The 15,065-nt window shown below is 61.1% G+C and carries 15 protein-coding genes; 6 read left to right on the top strand and 9 right to left on the bottom strand.

Annotation, left to right across the window (positions count from 1 at the left end; translation table 11 throughout):
* Window positions 1-18: 18 nt before the first annotated feature.
* Window positions 19-1,227 carry an MFS transporter gene (locus tag ACIPZE_RS22750; protein ID WP_400775416.1) on the top strand — a complete coding sequence of 403 codons (1,209 nt, stop codon included), beginning with the start codon at window positions 19-21 and terminating at the stop codon, window positions 1,225-1,227.
* On the opposite strand, the gene cueR is transcribed toward ACIPZE_RS22750, so the two are convergent.
* The 3 genes from cueR to ACIPZE_RS22735 form a co-directional block, all read right to left on the bottom strand.
* The gene (gene cueR, locus ACIPZE_RS22745; RefSeq protein ID WP_283437824.1) at window positions 1,181-1,594 is read right to left on the bottom strand and encodes a Cu(I)-responsive transcriptional regulator; all 414 of its coding nucleotides are present in this window, start codon (window positions 1,592-1,594) and stop codon (window positions 1,181-1,183) included. The two genes, ACIPZE_RS22750 and cueR, sit on opposite strands and share 47 nt — an antisense overlap.
* The gene (locus tag ACIPZE_RS22740; RefSeq protein WP_400775413.1) at window positions 1,591-3,984 is read right to left on the bottom strand and encodes a heavy metal translocating P-type ATPase; all 2,394 of its coding nucleotides are present in this window, start codon (window positions 3,982-3,984) and stop codon (window positions 1,591-1,593) included. The genes cueR and ACIPZE_RS22740 overlap by 4 nt, the downstream gene beginning before the upstream one ends.
* A gap of 162 nt (window positions 3,985-4,146) precedes the next feature.
* Complete coding sequence (locus ACIPZE_RS22735) at window positions 4,147-4,530, bottom strand: hypothetical protein (protein WP_129388650.1); 384 nt, start codon at window positions 4,528-4,530, stop codon at window positions 4,147-4,149.
* Window positions 4,531-4,678: 148 nt separating this feature from the next.
* Between ACIPZE_RS22735 and ACIPZE_RS22730 the strand changes: the two genes are divergently transcribed.
* Together ACIPZE_RS22730 and ACIPZE_RS22725 are read left to right on the top strand one after the other, a co-directional pair.
* A complete protein-coding gene (locus ACIPZE_RS22730; protein ID WP_283437822.1) occupies window positions 4,679-4,876 on the top strand; it encodes a cation transporter in 198 nt (65 codons plus the stop codon).
* Window positions 4,877-5,040: 164 nt separating this feature from the next.
* Window positions 5,041-6,237, top strand: coding sequence for a multidrug effflux MFS transporter (locus ACIPZE_RS22725; RefSeq protein ID WP_400775410.1), 1,197 nt, complete (start codon window positions 5,041-5,043; stop codon window positions 6,235-6,237).
* A 5-nt stretch (window positions 6,238-6,242) separates the two neighbouring features.
* Here ACIPZE_RS22725 and ACIPZE_RS22720 read toward each other — a convergent pair whose 3' ends face one another.
* From ACIPZE_RS22720 to ACIPZE_RS22710, 3 genes are all read right to left on the bottom strand, one after another.
* Window positions 6,243-6,416, bottom strand: coding sequence for a hypothetical protein (locus ACIPZE_RS22720; protein ID WP_007914687.1), 174 nt, complete (start codon window positions 6,414-6,416; stop codon window positions 6,243-6,245).
* 197 nt (window positions 6,417-6,613) lie between these two features.
* Window positions 6,614-7,627 carry a zinc-binding alcohol dehydrogenase family protein gene (locus ACIPZE_RS22715; protein WP_400775407.1) on the bottom strand — a complete coding sequence of 338 codons (1,014 nt, stop codon included), beginning with the start codon at window positions 7,625-7,627 and terminating at the stop codon, window positions 6,614-6,616.
* Window positions 7,628-7,659: 32 nt separating this feature from the next.
* Window positions 7,660-7,953: a putative quinol monooxygenase gene (locus ACIPZE_RS22710; RefSeq protein ID WP_283437820.1), complete on the bottom strand. Its 294-nt coding sequence runs from the start codon at window positions 7,951-7,953 to the stop codon at window positions 7,660-7,662.
* Window positions 7,954-8,072: 119 nt separating this feature from the next.
* On the opposite strand from ACIPZE_RS22710, the gene ACIPZE_RS22705 reads away from it, so the two are divergent.
* The 3 genes from ACIPZE_RS22705 to ACIPZE_RS22695 all read left to right on the top strand — a co-directional run bounded on the left by ACIPZE_RS22705 (window position 8,073) and on the right by ACIPZE_RS22695 (window position 11,566).
* Window positions 8,073-9,002 carry a LysR family transcriptional regulator gene (locus ACIPZE_RS22705; protein WP_283437819.1) on the top strand — a complete coding sequence of 310 codons (930 nt, stop codon included), beginning with the start codon at window positions 8,073-8,075 and terminating at the stop codon, window positions 9,000-9,002.
* 316 nt (window positions 9,003-9,318) lie between these two features.
* Window positions 9,319-10,050 (top strand): helix-turn-helix transcriptional regulator, encoded by a 732-nt coding sequence (locus ACIPZE_RS22700; protein ID WP_129388668.1) that lies wholly within the window; start codon window positions 9,319-9,321, stop codon window positions 10,048-10,050.
* A gap of 142 nt (window positions 10,051-10,192) precedes the next feature.
* Window positions 10,193-11,566: an MFS transporter gene (locus ACIPZE_RS22695; RefSeq protein ID WP_283437818.1), complete on the top strand. Its 1,374-nt coding sequence runs from the start codon at window positions 10,193-10,195 to the stop codon at window positions 11,564-11,566.
* A 79-nt stretch (window positions 11,567-11,645) separates the two neighbouring features.
* Here ACIPZE_RS22695 and ACIPZE_RS22690 read toward each other — a convergent pair whose 3' ends face one another.
* The 3 genes from ACIPZE_RS22690 to ACIPZE_RS22680 all read right to left on the bottom strand — a co-directional run bounded on the left by ACIPZE_RS22690 (window position 11,646) and on the right by ACIPZE_RS22680 (window position 14,867).
* A complete protein-coding gene (locus ACIPZE_RS22690) occupies window positions 11,646-12,599 on the bottom strand; it encodes an adenosine deaminase (RefSeq protein ID WP_008082147.1) in 954 nt (317 codons plus the stop codon).
* Window positions 12,600-12,679: 80 nt separating this feature from the next.
* On the bottom strand, window positions 12,680-13,645 hold the full coding sequence (locus ACIPZE_RS22685; RefSeq protein WP_400775402.1) for a 2-oxoglutarate and iron-dependent oxygenase domain-containing protein: 966 nt from the start codon (window positions 13,643-13,645) through the stop codon (window positions 12,680-12,682).
* A gap of 148 nt (window positions 13,646-13,793) precedes the next feature.
* Window positions 13,794-14,867: a BMP family ABC transporter substrate-binding protein gene (locus ACIPZE_RS22680; RefSeq protein ID WP_283437815.1), complete on the bottom strand. Its 1,074-nt coding sequence runs from the start codon at window positions 14,865-14,867 to the stop codon at window positions 13,794-13,796.
* Window positions 14,868-15,065: the final 198 nt, after the last annotated feature.

Genomic DNA, 15,065 nt, shown 5'->3' with positions numbered 1-15,065 from the left:
CACACTCAAGGACTGAATGTGAGCACCCCGCGCAACACCCAACTGATCGTCACCGCCCGACTGATCTCCGACTTCGGCGCCTTCCTCAACATGGTCGCGCTAGCCACTTACGTCTACCTGCTGAGCAACAGCGCCATGAGCGTCGGGATTTTTCTCGCCAGCCGCGTGGGTGGGGGGATTTTTGCCAGCCTGATCGGCACCGCGTTTTACCGCCGCTGGGGTGGGCGAGTGCCGTTGATTGCCTTCGATCTGCTGCGGGCGGGCCTGCTCGGTTTGCTGCTGGTCGTGCCTGTCGCACAACAGGCGATTTTCTTGCCGGTGGTTGCCTTCGGGCTAGGTCTGGGCAATTCGATGTTCGCCATCGGCCTCAACAGCCAGTTGCCGCGTCTGATCCCCAGCGATCAATTGCTCAAGGCCAACGCCTGGATCACCTCGGCCTCCTCGGCAGCGATGGTCGGTGGCAGTCTGGTCTCGGGGTTGCTAGTGGCGGGGTTTGGTTTCGAAACAGTGTTCGCGCTGAACGCACTGACTTACCTGCTGGCCGCGTTGCTGATCCTGCCGCTGCGTTTCGCGCAAACCACCCTCGATGAACAACCCGGGCGCGGCGAATGGTCAGCCCTCATGCAATGCCTGCGCTGCGCTCCGGTGATTGCCGCGATGCTTGCCGTGAGCATGGGCGATACGTTGGGCAGCGCGGCGCACAACGTCGGTTTTCCGATCATCTCGAAACTGCTCAGCCCGGATTCCGCCAGCACCACCCTGGGCCTGATGCTCGCGGTGTGGGCCAGCGGCAAACTGCTGGGTGCGCGAATCGCCAGTCGCCTGAAGGGCTCGGACAACATCCATCTCGAACGCCGGTTCTTTTTCGGCGTGGCGCTGATGTCCTGCGGTTTTATCCTGATGTTCCAGCAGCACAGCCTGTATGGCTTGCTGCTGTTTTCACTGCCGGCGGGCCTCGGCGACGGTTTCTCCGAGGTCGGACTGATGTCACGTCTGCAACGCGAACCGGAATCCCTGCGCCTGCCGATCTTCAGTTTCCTGACCCTGCTGCAAATGACCGGTCTGGGCATCGGCATGCTGATCGCCGCGCCGTTTTATGCCTGGTGGACGCCGGGTGCCGTGGTCATGCTGTTCCACGGCATTCCCCTCGGCACGTTGCTCGCGGTGAAACTGTTGGCACTCAGGCGCGAGCGGGTTGCGCGCAGCAGCCCGACGCCAGTTCCTTGAGGATCGGGCAATCGGGGCGGTGGTCGCCGTTGCAGTGCTCGACAAGGTCTTGCAGGGTGTCGCGCAGCTCACCGAGTTCACGGATTTTCTGATTCAGTTCCTCGATGTGCTGGCGCGCCAACGCCTTCACATCGGCGCTGGCGCGCTGGCGATCCTGCCAGAGGGTCAGCAGTTTGCCGACTTCTTCGAGGGAAAATCCCAGGTCGCGCGAACGCTTGATAAACGCCAGCGTGTGCAGGTCGTCATCGCCGTAGACCCGGTAACCACTGTCGGTTCGATGGGCTGCTTTGAGCAAGCCGATGGACTCGTAGTAGCGGATCATTTTTGCGCTCAGGCCACTTTGCTTGGCCGCTTGACCGATGTTCATCGGTGCTCCTCCAGATCCTTGGGTTTCCAGGTTTTCAACAGTAGCGCATTGCTCACCACGCTGACGCTCGACAGCGCCATCGCCGCCCCGGCGAGTACCGGGTTGAGGAAACCGAACGCCGCCAGCGGAATACCGATCAGGTTGTAGACGAATGCCCAGAACAGGTTCTGGCGAATCTTCGCGTAGGTTTTGCGGCTGATCTCCAGCGCCGCCGGCACCAGCCGTGGATCGCCGCGCATCAGGGTGATGCCCGCCGCGTGCATGGCGACGTCGGTGCCGCCGCCCATGGCGATGCCGATGTCTGCCGCCGCGAGCGCCGGGGCATCGTTGATGCCATCGCCGACCATCGCGACCACGCCGGTTTTTTTCAGCTCGGCGACGGTCGCGGCTTTGTCTGCCGGGAGGACTTCGGCGTGAACATTGCTGATGCCCAGCGCCTCGGCGACCACGCGAGCGCTGCCACGGTTGTCACCGGTCAGCAGATGACTGTGGATATTTTGTGCGGCGAGTTGCTGCACGGCTTCCAGCGCGCCGGGTTTCAAGGTGTCGCCGAAGGCGAACAAGCCGAGCACCTGCGGTTGAGGACTTTGCTCGATCAACCATGACAGGGTGCGGCCTTCGGCTTCCCAGGCTTGAGCAGAGTGCTGTAGATGGCCGGCGCTCAAACCGTTTTCTTCGAGCATCCGCCGATTGCCCAGCGCCAGACGCCTGCCATCAAAAGTGCCGGCAATGCCGCGACCGGTCAGCGACTGGCTGTCGCTGACATCGGGCACGTTCAGATCACGTTCGGCGGCGGCATCCAGCACCGCTTTCGCCAGTGGGTGTTCACTGCCGCGTTGCAGCGCACCGGCCAGTTTCAGCAGGGTGTTTTGATCACCGTCGACCGCGCTGAAATGCGCGATGCGCGGCGTACCGGAGGTCAGCGTGCCGGTCTTGTCGAACACCACACTGCTGACCTCATGAGCCCGTTCCAGCGCTTCGGCATCCTTGATCAGAATGCCGTGGCGCGCAGCGACGCCGGTGCCGGCCATGATTGCTGTCGGGGTGGCAAGGCCGAGCGCGCACGGGCAGGCGATCACCAATACGGCGACGGCGTTGATCAACGCGGTTTCCAGCGGCGCGCCGTACAGCCACCAGCCAATCAGCGTCGCCAGCGCGAGAACCAACACGGTCGGCACGAACACTTGGCTGACTTTATCCACCAGTTTCTGAATCGGCGCTTTCGCCGCTTGTGCGTCTTCGACCAGACGAATGATCCGCGCCAATACGGTTTCCGCGCCGAGCGCCTGAGTGCGTACCAGCAAACGGCCTTCGCCATTGATGGCGCCGCCGGTGACCTTGTCGCCTGGTTGTTTTGGCACGGGCAGGCTTTCACCGCTGATCAACGCTTCGTCGGCGTGGCTCTGGCCTTCGATGACTTCGCCATCGACCGGGAAACGTTCGCCGGGTTTAACCAGCACTAGATCGTTGAGGCGCAGGGCGCTGATGGCAACGTCCTGTTCACGACTGTCGATCACTTGAATCGCGCGCTCCGGGCGCAAGGCTTCGAGGGCGCGGATGGCGCTGGCGGTCTGGCGTTTGGCGCGGCTCTCGAGGTATTTGCCGAGCAACACCAGAGCGATGACCACCGCCGATGCTTCGAAATACAGATGCGGCATGCGCCCGGCGGCGGTGGCCCATTCATACAGGCTCAAGCCGTAACCGGCGCTGGTGCCGAGGGCGACGAGCAAGTCCATGTTACCGGCGCCGGCCCGCACGGCTTTCCACGCAGCGACATAAAAGCGCGCACCGAAAATGAATTGCACCGGCGTGGCGAGGGCGAATTGCGCCCAGGCCGGGAGCATCCAGTGCACGCCGAACGGTTGCAGCAACATCGGCGCTACCAGTGGCAAAGCGAGAACGATCGCGCAGATCAATGCCCAACGCTCATGCTTGAGACGCCGTTGCTGATTATCGGTTTGTGGGTGTTCGGCTTGCCAGACGCTGGCCGAGTAGCCGGCCTTGCTCACCGCGTCGAGCAGGGGTTGTGAATCGACCTGACCGAGCAATTCGAGGTGCGCGCGTTCGTTGGCCAGATTGACGCTGACGCTTTTTACACCGGGGACTTTATGCAGGGCACGCTCGACGCGACCGACGCAGGAGGCGCAGGTCATGCCGTCGATATTCAATTCAAGGCTCTGTTGCGGGACTGTGTAACCGGCGCGTTCAACCGCCTCCATCAACGCTGGCAAGCTGTCGCCGGGCGCTTGCACGCGGGCCTGCTCGGTGGCGAGATTGACGCTGACGGCACTGGCGCCGCTGACTTTGCTCAAGGCCCGTTCGACACGCCCGGCGCAACTGGCGCAGGTCATGCCGGCAATCGGCAGATCGAAAGTGATGGATTCGGACATCGGTCACGCTCCCTGTAGAAGTTGCCTACAGGATCAACCTTGCCATGCGGGCAAGGTCAAGCGCCATCTGAAAGCAAAAGATCGCAGCCTTCGGCAGCTCCTACATTGGAATGTGATCCCCCTGTAGGAGCTGCCGAAGGCTGCGATCTTTTGGCTAGCGACTCAATATTCGAGATCGGCGCGCTTCAGATAGACGCCTTCCGAATTCATCGCCAACCGATACTTCAACACGTCACCGGCATGCAGTTTGATCTCCTGCGAACCCGGCGCGAGCATGCCCGGGTTGCAACCGGCAACCTGGCCCGGCAGCAACTTCAAGCGCAGCGACACCGTGCCCGGCGGCAGGTTGAAGGAAATACTCTGCTCCTGCAGCAGCCGCGCCGAGAGCTGATCCTGGATGTACACGCCGATCTCGCAGGAGGTCGACACTTCCAGGCGCTCGCGGGAAATGATCAGCACTGCGTAATCCTCGCCGGCAGCTTGCGCTTGAGGGAGGGCGGTAAAAAGGCTGAGAAAGCCAAACAGGCTGAAAACTGACCAGCGCATGGCTGAATCTCCTGAATTGAAGTCATTGATCTACGCAGCTTGGCCGAGCGCGGCGCCGATTGCCAGCCCGGCAGTTTATTCAAGAACTTGACCTTGCCATCGTGGCAAGCTCGAGACTGCCGGCAACCCCACTCAACGGAGTCATTCCATGCAAGTGTTCAATGTTCAGGGCATGTCTTGTGGTCACTGTGTCAAAGCCATCACTAACGCGCTGCAGGCCAAAGATCCGGCGGCCAGCGTGCGGGTCGATCTGGCGGCGAAAGAGGTCGGCGTGGAAAGTGCGCTGAGTGCCGAGCAGGTGATTGAGGTCATCAGCGACGAGGGCTACGCCGTCAAACTCGCCTAGAAGCAAAAGATCGCAGCCTTCGGCAGCTCCTGCACTGAATAATGTAGGAGCTGCCGAAGGCTGCGATCTTTTGCTGTTTTTATAGTTAGCGAGCTATCGGAATGTTCAAGGCGTCCGGGCGCAGCTAGACTGTCGGGCTGCCGACTTGCCTACCTGGATGCCTGATGAACTTCCGTACCATTCTGATTCTCGGTGCCTTGACCGCCTTCGGGCCCTTGGCGATCGACTTCTATCTGCCTGCTTTTCCCTCGATGGCGCTGGCCTTCGGCACCGATGAGAAACACGTGCAGATGACCCTGGCGGCGTATTTCGCTGGCCTGTCCATCGGTCAGCTGGCTTACGGCCCGGTGGCGGATCGCTTTGGTCGGCGGATTCCGTTGCTCGTCGGGCTGACGCTGTTCACCCTGGCTTCACTGGCCTGCGCCTATGCGCCGAATCTGCAATGGCTGATCGGCGCGCGCTTCGTTCAAGCGCTGGGTGGTTGCGCAGGGATGGTGATCTCGCGGGCGGTGGTCAGTGACAAATGCGACGCAGTGGGCTCGGCAAAAGTCTTCTCGCAACTGATGCTGGTGATGGGCCTGGCGCCGATTCTGGCACCGATGCTCGGCGGCCTGCTGGTCAACACCACCGGCTGGCAGTCGATTTTCCTCGTGTTGACCGGGTTCAGCGCACTGGCTGGCCTCGCGGTAGCACTGGGCTTGCCGGAAAGTATGCCGGCGCATATGCCGCGCCAGCCGTTGTCCGGCGCACTGCGCCAGTATGGGCGCCTGCTCAAGGATCGGGTCTACCTCGGCCACGCCCTGACCGGCGGCATCGCCATCGCCGGGATGTTCGCCTACATCGCCGGCTCGCCGTTCATCTTCATCAAACTGTACGGCGTTCCTGCCGAGCACTTCGGCTGGCTGTTCGGCACCAACGCGGCGGGTTTCATTCTGGTCGCGCAGGTCAATGCGCGGTTGCTGGCCAAGCGTGGCCCGGCGTTCCTGCTGTCGCGGGCGGTCTGGGTTTATCTGGCGGCGGGGCTGACCTTGCTGGCCGTCAGCGCCTTGCACACGGAATCCTTGTGGCCGTTGCTGATCCCGTTGTTCATCTGTGTTTCCAGCCTGGGCTGCATCAGCCCGAATGCGGCGGCCTGCGCAATGAACGGGCAGGGCGGGCGTGCCGGCAGTGCTTCGGCGTTGCTCGGCTGCATGCAGTTCAGCGTCGCCGCCGGCGCTTCAGCGCTGGTCGGCGTGTTGCACGACGGCACGGCGGTGCCGATGGCCATCGTCATCAGCTTGTGTGGTGTGCTGGTGGTGAGCGTCGCGTTGCTCACCCGGCGTTTGCAAAATGCCCGGGCGCTGGCGCAGGCTGAGGTCTAGAAAACTCAGCCGGCAGCGCGTTGCTGGCTGCGGTCGGGAATCTGATGGGGCGCGCAGAGTCGCGCTTCGAGGGTGCGGGTGAAGGCCAGTGCTTCGGCTTCACTGCGGAATGTCACGGCGTGCTGGTCGAGACGAACCTGCCATTGAGACTTTGCCACTTCTTTTATCAGGATCTTCATTGCTGACCTCCCTTGCGTAAAAGATGTATCGCAGAGGCTTCGATTGTAGTCCTGAATACGATCGCAATTGTGACAAGGATCAGCCATCTGACTGACGGCAAAGATCGCAGCCTGCGGCAGCTCCTACACGGCCGCGCGCACTAAACCGTGGCTCGTCACCCCCTGTAGGAGCTGCCGAAGGCTGCGATCTTTTGACTTTAGAAACTTTCTAAAACAATTTTCCCCTTGGCCTTGCCACTCTCCAGCAACTCATGCGCGCGACGCAGATTCGCCGCATTGATCACACCGAAATGCTCGCCCACCGTGGTCTTCAACGTCCCCGCATCAATCAGCTCCGCGACACGATTAAGCAGCTTGTGCTGCTCGATCATGTCCGGCGTCTCGAACAGCGAGCGGGTGTACATGAACTCCCAGTGCAACGACAGGCTCTTGCGCTTGAGCTTGCTCACGTCGAGCGACTTCGGATCGTCGATCAACGCCAGTTTGCCTTGCGGCGCGAGCGCCTCGACCAGTTGATCCAGATGCTGATCGGTCTGGGTCAGGCTGGCGACGTGAGTCACCTGGTCGATGCCAGCGCGCTTGAGCTCTTCACTCAATGGCTGGCTGTGATCGATCACCAGATCCGCGCCCAGTTCCTTGACCCAATCGCGGGTCTGCTCGCGGGACGCGGTGCCGATCACCTTCAGCCCGGTCAACTGCTTGGCCAATTGCGTGAGGATCGAACCCACCCCGCCGGCCGCGCCAACGATCAACAGGCTCTGGCCTTCAGCGGTTTTGCCTTCGCGGATTTGCAGGCGCTCGAACAACAACTCCCAGGCCGTGATCGCGGTCAGCGGCAGGGCAGCGGCTTCGGCGAAACCGAGGGATTTCGGCATATGGCCGACGATGCGCTCATCAACCGTGTGCAGTTCACTGTTGCCGCCAGCGCGGGCGATGGAGCCGGCGTAGAAGACTTTGTCGCCGGCCTTGAACAATGTCACTTCGCTGCCGACTGCCTTGACCACACCGGCAACATCCCAGCCCAGCACATTCGCGGCACCATTTTCCGGCGCCACGTTCTGCCGCACTTTGGTGTCGACCGGGTTGACCGAAATCGCTTTGACTTCCACCAGCAGGTCGCGCGGGCCAGGGACCGGCTCTGGCAACTCGATATCTTGCAGGGCTTTGGCGTCGCTGATTGGCAGGGATGCGTAATAGGCGATGGCTTTCATGAAGGGCTCCGTACAGGTAATGGAAGAAGGAATCAGGCAATCGCGCCGAGGCGCTTGAGCTGGAAGTGTTCGATGGTCTGGCCGGCAGTGGCCTGGAAGTGCAAAAAGTGCGCGCTGGCGTTGTGCGCCTGGAGGATCTCCTCACTGGCCCAGTGTTCGATCACGTAGAAAACCTGCGGATCGGTGAGATCGCGATGCAGGTCGTACTGGCTGCAACCGTCCTCGGCACGGCTTGGTGCAACCAGTGCGCGCAGGCTTTGTTCGAGAAGATCCTGCTGGCCGGGTTTGGCAATCAGGGTAGCGATAGCGGTGAACGGCTGAGACATGTTCGGCTCCAGAGCAGCGGGATGAATTCGATGGACAGATGATTGGCTATTTCTCTGCAAGATAAAACCGGCTAAAAGAGCACTCTCTTTCAATATTTTTTTGATAATCGAGGCTGGGAATGCTGCGTTTCGATGACTTGCAGTTGTTTGTCCGCGCCGCGGATCTGGGCAGCCTGTCGGCTGCTGCGCGGGTAATGGACATGTCCGCCGCCGTGGCCAGCGCGGCGCTCAAGCGTATCGAGCAGCAACTCGGCGCACGCTTGCTCGCCCGTTCGACACGCAGCCTGCGCCTGACGGCCGAGGGTGAAGGTTTTCTCGAATACGCGCGGGCGGCATTGAGCAGTCTCGATGAAGGCCGGCGCCTGCTCGCCAGCGGGCAGGATCAGGTCAGTGGGGTCTTGCAGCTGTCGGCGCCTTCGGATTTCGGGCGCAATCTGTTGCTGCCGTGGCTCGACGAGTTTCAGCGCGAACATCCGAAACTGACGGTGCGCCTGCTGCTCGGTGACCGCATCGCCGATCTGTTTCGCCAGCCAGTGGATATCGCCTTGCGCTATGGCGAGCCGGAAGACTCAAGCCTCGTCGCTTTGCCCATCGCCCCGGATAACCGCCGCGTGCTCTGCGCCGCCCCGGCCTACCTGGCCCGGCACGGCGAACCGCACCAGCTCGAGCAACTGGCCCAGCACAATTGCCTGTTGTACATGCTCGGCAGTCGGGTGCACGACCATTGGAGTTTTCATGACGGCAAACGGGAAGTCGGTCTGACCGTAAGCGGCGACCGCTTCAGTGATGACGCCGACGTCGTGCGCTTATGGGCGGTGGCCGGCGCCGGGATTGCCTATAAATCCTGGCTCGACGTGGGCGCCGATGTGCTGGCGGGCCGGCTCAAGGTGTTGATGCCGGAGCTGCTGTGCGAGCGCGCTCCGCTGAATTTGCTGTGCGCACATCGCGCACAATTGAGTAAGCCAGTGAACCTGTTGAGGGAAATGCTTGCCAGCCGATGCGCTGAATTGAGTAGTCAATTTCCCGATTTCTCGAAACTTGATCATTAGTCGCAGTTAAATAGAGAAATTTCTGTCAGGAACAATCACCACCCGCGCAGGCTCCGGCGCGGGACGGAGCTTGCATCCCGCTTATACTAGCGCCTGCCTCATGCCAGTACCGAAACCCCGGTGCGGACACCGTCAGACCAAGCGGGTCCTGTTCAAATCAGGGCAGCGCAAGGCCGCGACGTCTATGCCGGGAGGTGTTGTGCCAAGGGTCTGCATTGCCCCGGCACGTGGCGTTTTTCGCGTCTTGGCCGCCGACCCATTACTGGTCAAGATGTCTGCGAGCAGTAGACGATACGATTCCACAGGGAGTGAATACATGGAACATGCACCTTGCATCAGCCAGATCGCCACGTTGCTGGCCGACCCCAAGCGCAGCGCGATGATGTGGGCGTTGATGGATGGTTCGGCCCGGCAAACCGAGGAACTTGCGCTACTGGCAGGGCTGTCACCGTCGTCGGCCAGCGCGCATCTGGCGCGGCTGTCCACAGGCGGTCTGTTGAAGGTCGAAGTCCGTGGTCGCAAGCGTTTTTTCCGTCTCTCGGCACCGGAGGTCGGTGCGGCGATAGAAGCGCTGGCCAGCGCGACCATCGCCAGCACTCCACGAGAAATACCCGAGGTGTTCAAACGCTCCACGCCCATGGCGAAACCGCAGGCCGCGCCTTCGTCGTTGTTGCGCGCGCGCTTTTGCGACGACCATCTGGGCGGAACGCTGGCTGCCGATCTTTATCAGCGACTGCTCGATGCCGGCTGGATCGAACAGTTTGACCAGCGCGTGGTTGTGACTCACAAAGGCGCGAAGCAATTGGCCGGACGCGGGGTGTTCATCCAGGCGCTGGCCCATCGCAATGTGCAAGTGGCCTGCGCGTGCCCCGACTGGAGCGAACGCCGACCGCACATGGGCGGTTCACTTGGGGCGGCGCTGTTGCAGTTGTTCATGCAGTCCGGCTGGCTGACCTTGCCGAATGATTCCAGAGCGCTGCAATTGTCGGCCACTGGCGAACGCGAATTGCTGCGCTTCGCCAAGGAAACCGCGCTGCAAATGGCGTAGTAGAGCCGCGCGTCATTAACGTTCGGGGCTGGCTCAATGTTGCTGACGTCGTCTACGGCTGCGAACAGGTCGCATCCAGCACGAACGCAGGGTCGCTATCGCGCACACTCGATCCGGGGACTTTTCGGATGGGGGAGGCGGCATGGACACTCACGGCTTCAGCGCGGCAGAACGCTTGGAACGACTGCCGATCAGCGGTTATCACCGGATCATTTTCATCATCATTGCCTTGGCGTTTTTCTTCGACTCCATGGACCTGGCGATGATGACGTTCCTGCTCGGCTCGATCAAAGCCGAGTTCGGCCTGAGCAGCGCCCAGGCTGGGCTGCTCGCCAGCTCGAGTTTTTTCGGCATGGTGCTGGGGGCTTCGTTGTCCGGCATGCTCGCCGACCGTTTCGGGCGCAAACCGGTGTTCCAGTGGAGCATCGTCCTGTGGGGCGTGGCCAGTTACCTGTGCTCGACGGCGCAAACGGTCGAGGCTCTGACACTGTTCCGCATTCTGTTGGGGATCGGCATGGGCATGGAGTTTCCCATCGCGCAGTCGATGCTGTCCGAGTTGATTCCCGCCCGGCGACGCGGGCGCTACATCGCCTTGATGGATGGCTTCTGGCCGTTGGGTTTTGTCGCGGCGGGGGTGCTGTCGTATTTCCTGCTGCCGCTGATTGGCTGGCGTGACATCTTTCTCGTATTGGCGGTGCCGGCGGTGTTTGTCCTGGCGATCCGTTTCTTCATTCCCGAATCACCGCGCTGGCTGGAGCAGGCCGGGAGAGATGACGCGGCGGACAAGGTGTTGAGCGGCATCGAAGCGCGGGTGCGTGCGTCGATGGGCGGTGCGGTGCTGCCGGAACCGATTCGCTTGCCGCGTACGGTAACGCCGCCGGGTCATTTCTTTTCGGCGCTCAAGCAGATCTGGTCGCCGCAGTATCGTCAGCGCACAACGATGATCTGGAGTCTGTGGTTTTTCGCGCTGCTCGGTTTTTATGGGCTGACGTCATGGCTGAGTGCGTTGCTGCAACAGTCGGGTTTTGCCGTGACGCAGTCGGTGTATTACACGGTGCTGATTTCGCTGGGCGGGATTCCTGGATTTTTGATGGCGGCGTGGCTGGTCGAGCGCTGGGGCCGTAAACCGGTGTGCATCGTCACCTTGCTCGGCGGCGGGGTGATGGCGTTTCTGTATGGGCAGAGCGCGGTGTTCGGCGGCAACGTGGCGCTGCTGATCAGCACGGGATTGCTCATGCAGTTCTTTCTGTTCGGCATGTGGGCGGTGCTTTACACCTACACACCTGAGTTGTATCCGACCTCGGCGCGCGCGACCGGCTCGGGTTTCGCCTCGGCCATTGGCCGCGTCGGTTCGTTGCTCGGGCCGTTGGTGACCGGGCTGGTGTTTCCGATTACCGGGCAGGGCGGGGTGTTTGCGCTGGGGGCGGCGTGCTTTGCGATTGCGGCGGGGGTGGTGTGGTTGTTCGGGATGGAGACCCGGGGTAAAACCCTCGAAGAGCTGACCGAGGTGGTCTGAAAAGATCGCAGCCTGCGGCAGCTCCTACAGGATTATGTGTACTCCTGTAGGAGCTGCCGAAGGCTGCGATCTTTTGCTTTTAGGGTTTTACCAGGCGCGCATCGAGGCTGTTTTGCGCCAGGCGCTTGGCCTGATCCTGGGTCATGCCCAAATGCTCATGCAGCGCGTAGAAGTTCTCGGTCACATAACCACCGAAGTACGCCGGGTCATCGGAGTTCACCGTGACCTTCACGCCACGCTCGAGCATGTCGAGGATGTTGTGCTGCGACATGTGATCGAACACGCAAAGCTTGGTGTTCGACAGCGGGCACACGGTCAGCGGGATCTGCTCGTCGATGATCCGCTGCATCAGGCGCTCGTCTTCGATGGCGCGTACGCCATGGTCGATGCGCTGGATTTTCAGCAGGTCGATGGCTTCCCAGATGTACTCCGGCGGGCCTTCTTCGCCGGCGTGGGCAACGGTCAGGAAACCTTCGTGGCGGGCTCGGTCGAATACCCGCTGGAACTTGCTCGGCGGGTGGCCCATCTCGGAACTGTCGAGACCGACAGCGACAAACGCGTCACGGAACGGCAGCGCCTGATCGAGGGTTTTCTCGGCTTCTTCTTCGCTCAAGTGGCGCAGGAAACTGAGGATCAAACCGCTGGTGATGCCCAGTTGCTGCTCGCCATCCTTCAGTGCCGCCGCGATGCCGTTGAGCACCACTTCAAACGGGATGCCCCGGTCGGTGTGGGTCTGCGGGTCGAAGAACGGTTCAGTGTGAATCACGTTCTGTGCCTTGCAGCGCAGCAGGTACGCCCAGGTCAGGTCATAGAAATCCTGCGAGGTGCGCAGCACATCGGCGCCCTGGTAATACAGGTCGAGGAATTCCTGCAGGTTGTTGAAGGCGTAAGCCTTGCGCAGGGTTTCCACGTCGTTCCACGGCAGGGCGATCTTGTTGCGTTCGGCCAGGGCGAACAGCAGCTCGGGCTCCAGCGAGCCTTCCAGATGCAGGTGCAGTTCAGCCTTGGGCAAGGCGTTGAGCCAGTCGTACATATTCTTTTCTCATCAGGTGCAATGACGGCATTCTACAGATGCGCGCTGAAACAATTGGCAAAACCTGACCAAGCGATCCATCAAACGGCTTCCTGCTCGCGCCGATAAGCGTAGGTATCGGCGAAGCGCGACAGCAGGAATTCGGCGCAGGTGGTGGTCGGATATTTCGCCGGATGCTGTGGGTCCTGACAACCGGGCAAGCATTCGATGCGCGTGTCCGGGTGCGGTTCGGCGAAGAACGGCATCGAATAACGGTCAACGCCGCGCGGGCTGATCACCCGGTGCGGAGTCGAGCGATAACGATCGTTGCTCCAGCGCGCCATCATGTCGCCGAGGTTGACCACGAAGGTGCCGTCAATCGGTGGCGCGTCGATCCATTCACCTTTGACGTTTTTCACTTGCAGGCCGCCGGCGCTGTCCTGATAGAGCAGGGTGATGCAGCCGTAATCGGTGTGCGCGCCGGCGCCTTGCTGCTCGGTGGAGCTGGCGGTGTGGCGCGGTGGGTAATGGATCATGCGCAGGACGCTGACCGGGTCAACGAAGCGGCAGTCGAAGAAATCGCGTTCGATGTTCAGCGCAATGGTCATCGCCCGCAACAGGGTTTGCGCGAGGGCCTGCATGTCGAGGTAATGTTGCTCCATCAGGGTTTCCCAACCCGCTTGCGCTGGATGGCGGTTGGGGCCGCGCAGAGGTTTTTCGGCGAGCACGTCCGGGTGGTTGGCGGGCAGGTGCAGGCCCATGTCGAAGGTTTCTTTGAGGTCGCTGGGTTTGCTCGGGTCGAGTTGCTCGGTGGCGATGGCGCCGTAGCCGCGATGGTGGCGGGTCTGGGTGATGTCGATCTTGAGTTTTTCGGCGGCGGGGAGGGCGAAGAAACGCTGGGTGTGATCAAGCACGGCGTCGATGCGCTGCGGCGAGATCGGATGACCCTTGATGTAGAAGAAACCCCATTCGCGGCAGGCCAGGTCGATCTGCGCGGCCACGGCAGGCCAGGCGTTTTCGTCGTCGGAGTAGAGCGGGCTGATATCGATGATCGGAAGCTGATCCATACACAATCCTTGAAAAGTACGGGAGATCGTTCCCACGCTCCGCGTGGGAATGCCTCAATGGACGCTCTGCGTCCGCTTTCAGCAGGGACGCGGAGCGTCCCGGGCGGCATTCCCACGCAGAGCGTGGGAACGATCGGGGTCAGGTAGATTACTTCGGCATCTCGGCCTTCATGCCTTCAACGTAGTAGTTCATCGACGCCAGTTCCGCATTCGTCGCACTCACGCCTGCGGGGATTTTCTCGACCCCGGCCTGATCCTTGATCGGCCCGGTGAACGGTTGGAAGGCACCGCTTTTGATGTCGGCAATAATCTGCTCGGCCTCGGCTTTCACCGGTGCCGGCACCAGGTCGCTGATTGGCAGTTCAACCGTGCCTTCCTTCAGCCCGCCCCAGTAATCCTGCGATTTCCAGTTGTGATCGATCACGCTTTGCGTCGCCTGAATATAGTGCGGCGCCCAGTCGTTGACGATCGAGGTCAGCACCGCTTTCGGGCCGAAGTGCGCCATGTCCGAGGCGTAACCCACCGCGTACACGCCACGACGTTCGGCGGCCTGAATCGGCGCGGGGCTGTCGGTGTGCTGGAACACCACGTCGACACCCTGATCGATCAGCGCGTTGGCCGCGTCGGCTTCCTTGCCCGGGTCGAACCAGGAGTTGACCCACACCACTTTGATCTCGGTGCCCGGGTTGTATTTGTTCAAGGCCAGTTGAATCGCGTTGATGTCGCGGATTACCTCGGGGATCGGGAACGAAGCGACATAACCGATCTTCTTGGTCTTGGTCATCTTCGCCGCGAGGAAACCGCCGACGTAGCGACCCTCATAGGTGCGCGCCAGATAGGTGCCGAGGTTTTTGTCCTGTTTATAGCCGGTGGCGTGTTCGAAGGTCACCTTGGGAAATTGCTTGGCGACTTTCAGCGTCGGGTTCATGTAGCCGAAAGAGGTGGTGAAGATCAGGTCGTACTTATCCTTGGCCATGTTGCGGATCACCCGCTCGGCATCAGCACCTTCAGCGACGTTCTCGACGTAGTTAGTGGTGATCTGATTGCCGAATTTCTCGGCGAGAGCCTTGCGCCCCTGTTCATGCTGATACGTCCAGCCGTGGTCACCGATCGGGCCGATGTAAACGAAACCGACCTTCAGCGGATCGGCAGCGCTGGCGCTCAGACTGATCCCCAGACCGAGGGCGGCGCACAGCAGTTTGTGCAGCGGACGTAGTTGCATGAATTCGAACTCCATTTTGTTGTGTGTGGTCAGGGCTAATGCAAATTGCTGACCAACAGGACAACAAACAAAAAAGATCGCAGCCTTCGGCAGCTCCTACATGGGAATGCACAACCTGTAGGAGCTGCCGAAGGCTGCGATCTTTTCAGCGCCAGAACCAACGCAGTGCAACTCAACGGATTCACGCTATCGCTTGGT

Source organism: Pseudomonas sp. NPDC089741, assembly GCF_044748825.1.
Classification (GTDB): Bacteria; Pseudomonadota; Gammaproteobacteria; order Pseudomonadales; family Pseudomonadaceae; genus Aquipseudomonas; species Aquipseudomonas helmanticensis.
The sequence above is the reverse complement of the archived record's forward strand: the minus strand, read 5'-3'. Positions and strand labels throughout refer to the sequence as shown.

What these genes read in the sequence shown, in the direction of transcription:
- ACIPZE_RS22710 (WP_283437820.1), bottom strand. Translation starts at nt 7,953, where the DNA reads ATGTCTCAGCCGTTCACCGCTATCGCTACCCTGATTGCCAAACCCGGC.
- ACIPZE_RS22740 (WP_400775413.1), bottom strand. Translation starts at nt 3,984, where the DNA reads ATGTCCGAATCCATCACTTTCGATCTGCCGATTGCCGGCATGACCTGC.
- ACIPZE_RS22715 (WP_400775407.1), bottom strand. Translation starts at nt 7,627, where the DNA reads ATGAAAGCCATCGCCTATTACGCATCCCTGCCAATCAGCGACGCCAAA.
- cueR (WP_283437824.1), bottom strand. Translation starts at nt 1,594, where the DNA reads ATGAACATCGGTCAAGCGGCCAAGCAAAGTGGCCTGAGCGCAAAAATG.
- ACIPZE_RS22705 (WP_283437819.1), top strand. Translation starts at nt 8,073, where the DNA reads ATGCTGCGTTTCGATGACTTGCAGTTGTTTGTCCGCGCCGCGGATCTG.
- ACIPZE_RS22690 (WP_008082147.1), bottom strand. Translation starts at nt 12,599, where the DNA reads ATGTACGACTGGCTCAACGCCTTGCCCAAGGCTGAACTGCACCTGCAT.
- ACIPZE_RS22730 (WP_283437822.1), top strand. Translation starts at nt 4,679, where the DNA reads ATGCAAGTGTTCAATGTTCAGGGCATGTCTTGTGGTCACTGTGTCAAA.
- ACIPZE_RS22695 (WP_283437818.1), top strand. Translation starts at nt 10,193, where the DNA reads ATGGACACTCACGGCTTCAGCGCGGCAGAACGCTTGGAACGACTGCCG.
- ACIPZE_RS22735 (WP_129388650.1), bottom strand. Translation starts at nt 4,530, where the DNA reads ATGCGCTGGTCAGTTTTCAGCCTGTTTGGCTTTCTCAGCCTTTTTACC.
- ACIPZE_RS22685 (WP_400775402.1), bottom strand. Translation starts at nt 13,645, where the DNA reads ATGGATCAGCTTCCGATCATCGATATCAGCCCGCTCTACTCCGACGAC.
- ACIPZE_RS22725 (WP_400775410.1), top strand. Translation starts at nt 5,041, where the DNA reads ATGAACTTCCGTACCATTCTGATTCTCGGTGCCTTGACCGCCTTCGGG.
- ACIPZE_RS22700 (WP_129388668.1), top strand. Translation starts at nt 9,319, where the DNA reads ATGGAACATGCACCTTGCATCAGCCAGATCGCCACGTTGCTGGCCGAC.
- ACIPZE_RS22680 (WP_283437815.1), bottom strand. Translation starts at nt 14,867, where the DNA reads ATGCAACTACGTCCGCTGCACAAACTGCTGTGCGCCGCCCTCGGTCTG.
- ACIPZE_RS22720 (WP_007914687.1), bottom strand. Translation starts at nt 6,416, where the DNA reads ATGAAGATCCTGATAAAAGAAGTGGCAAAGTCTCAATGGCAGGTTCGT.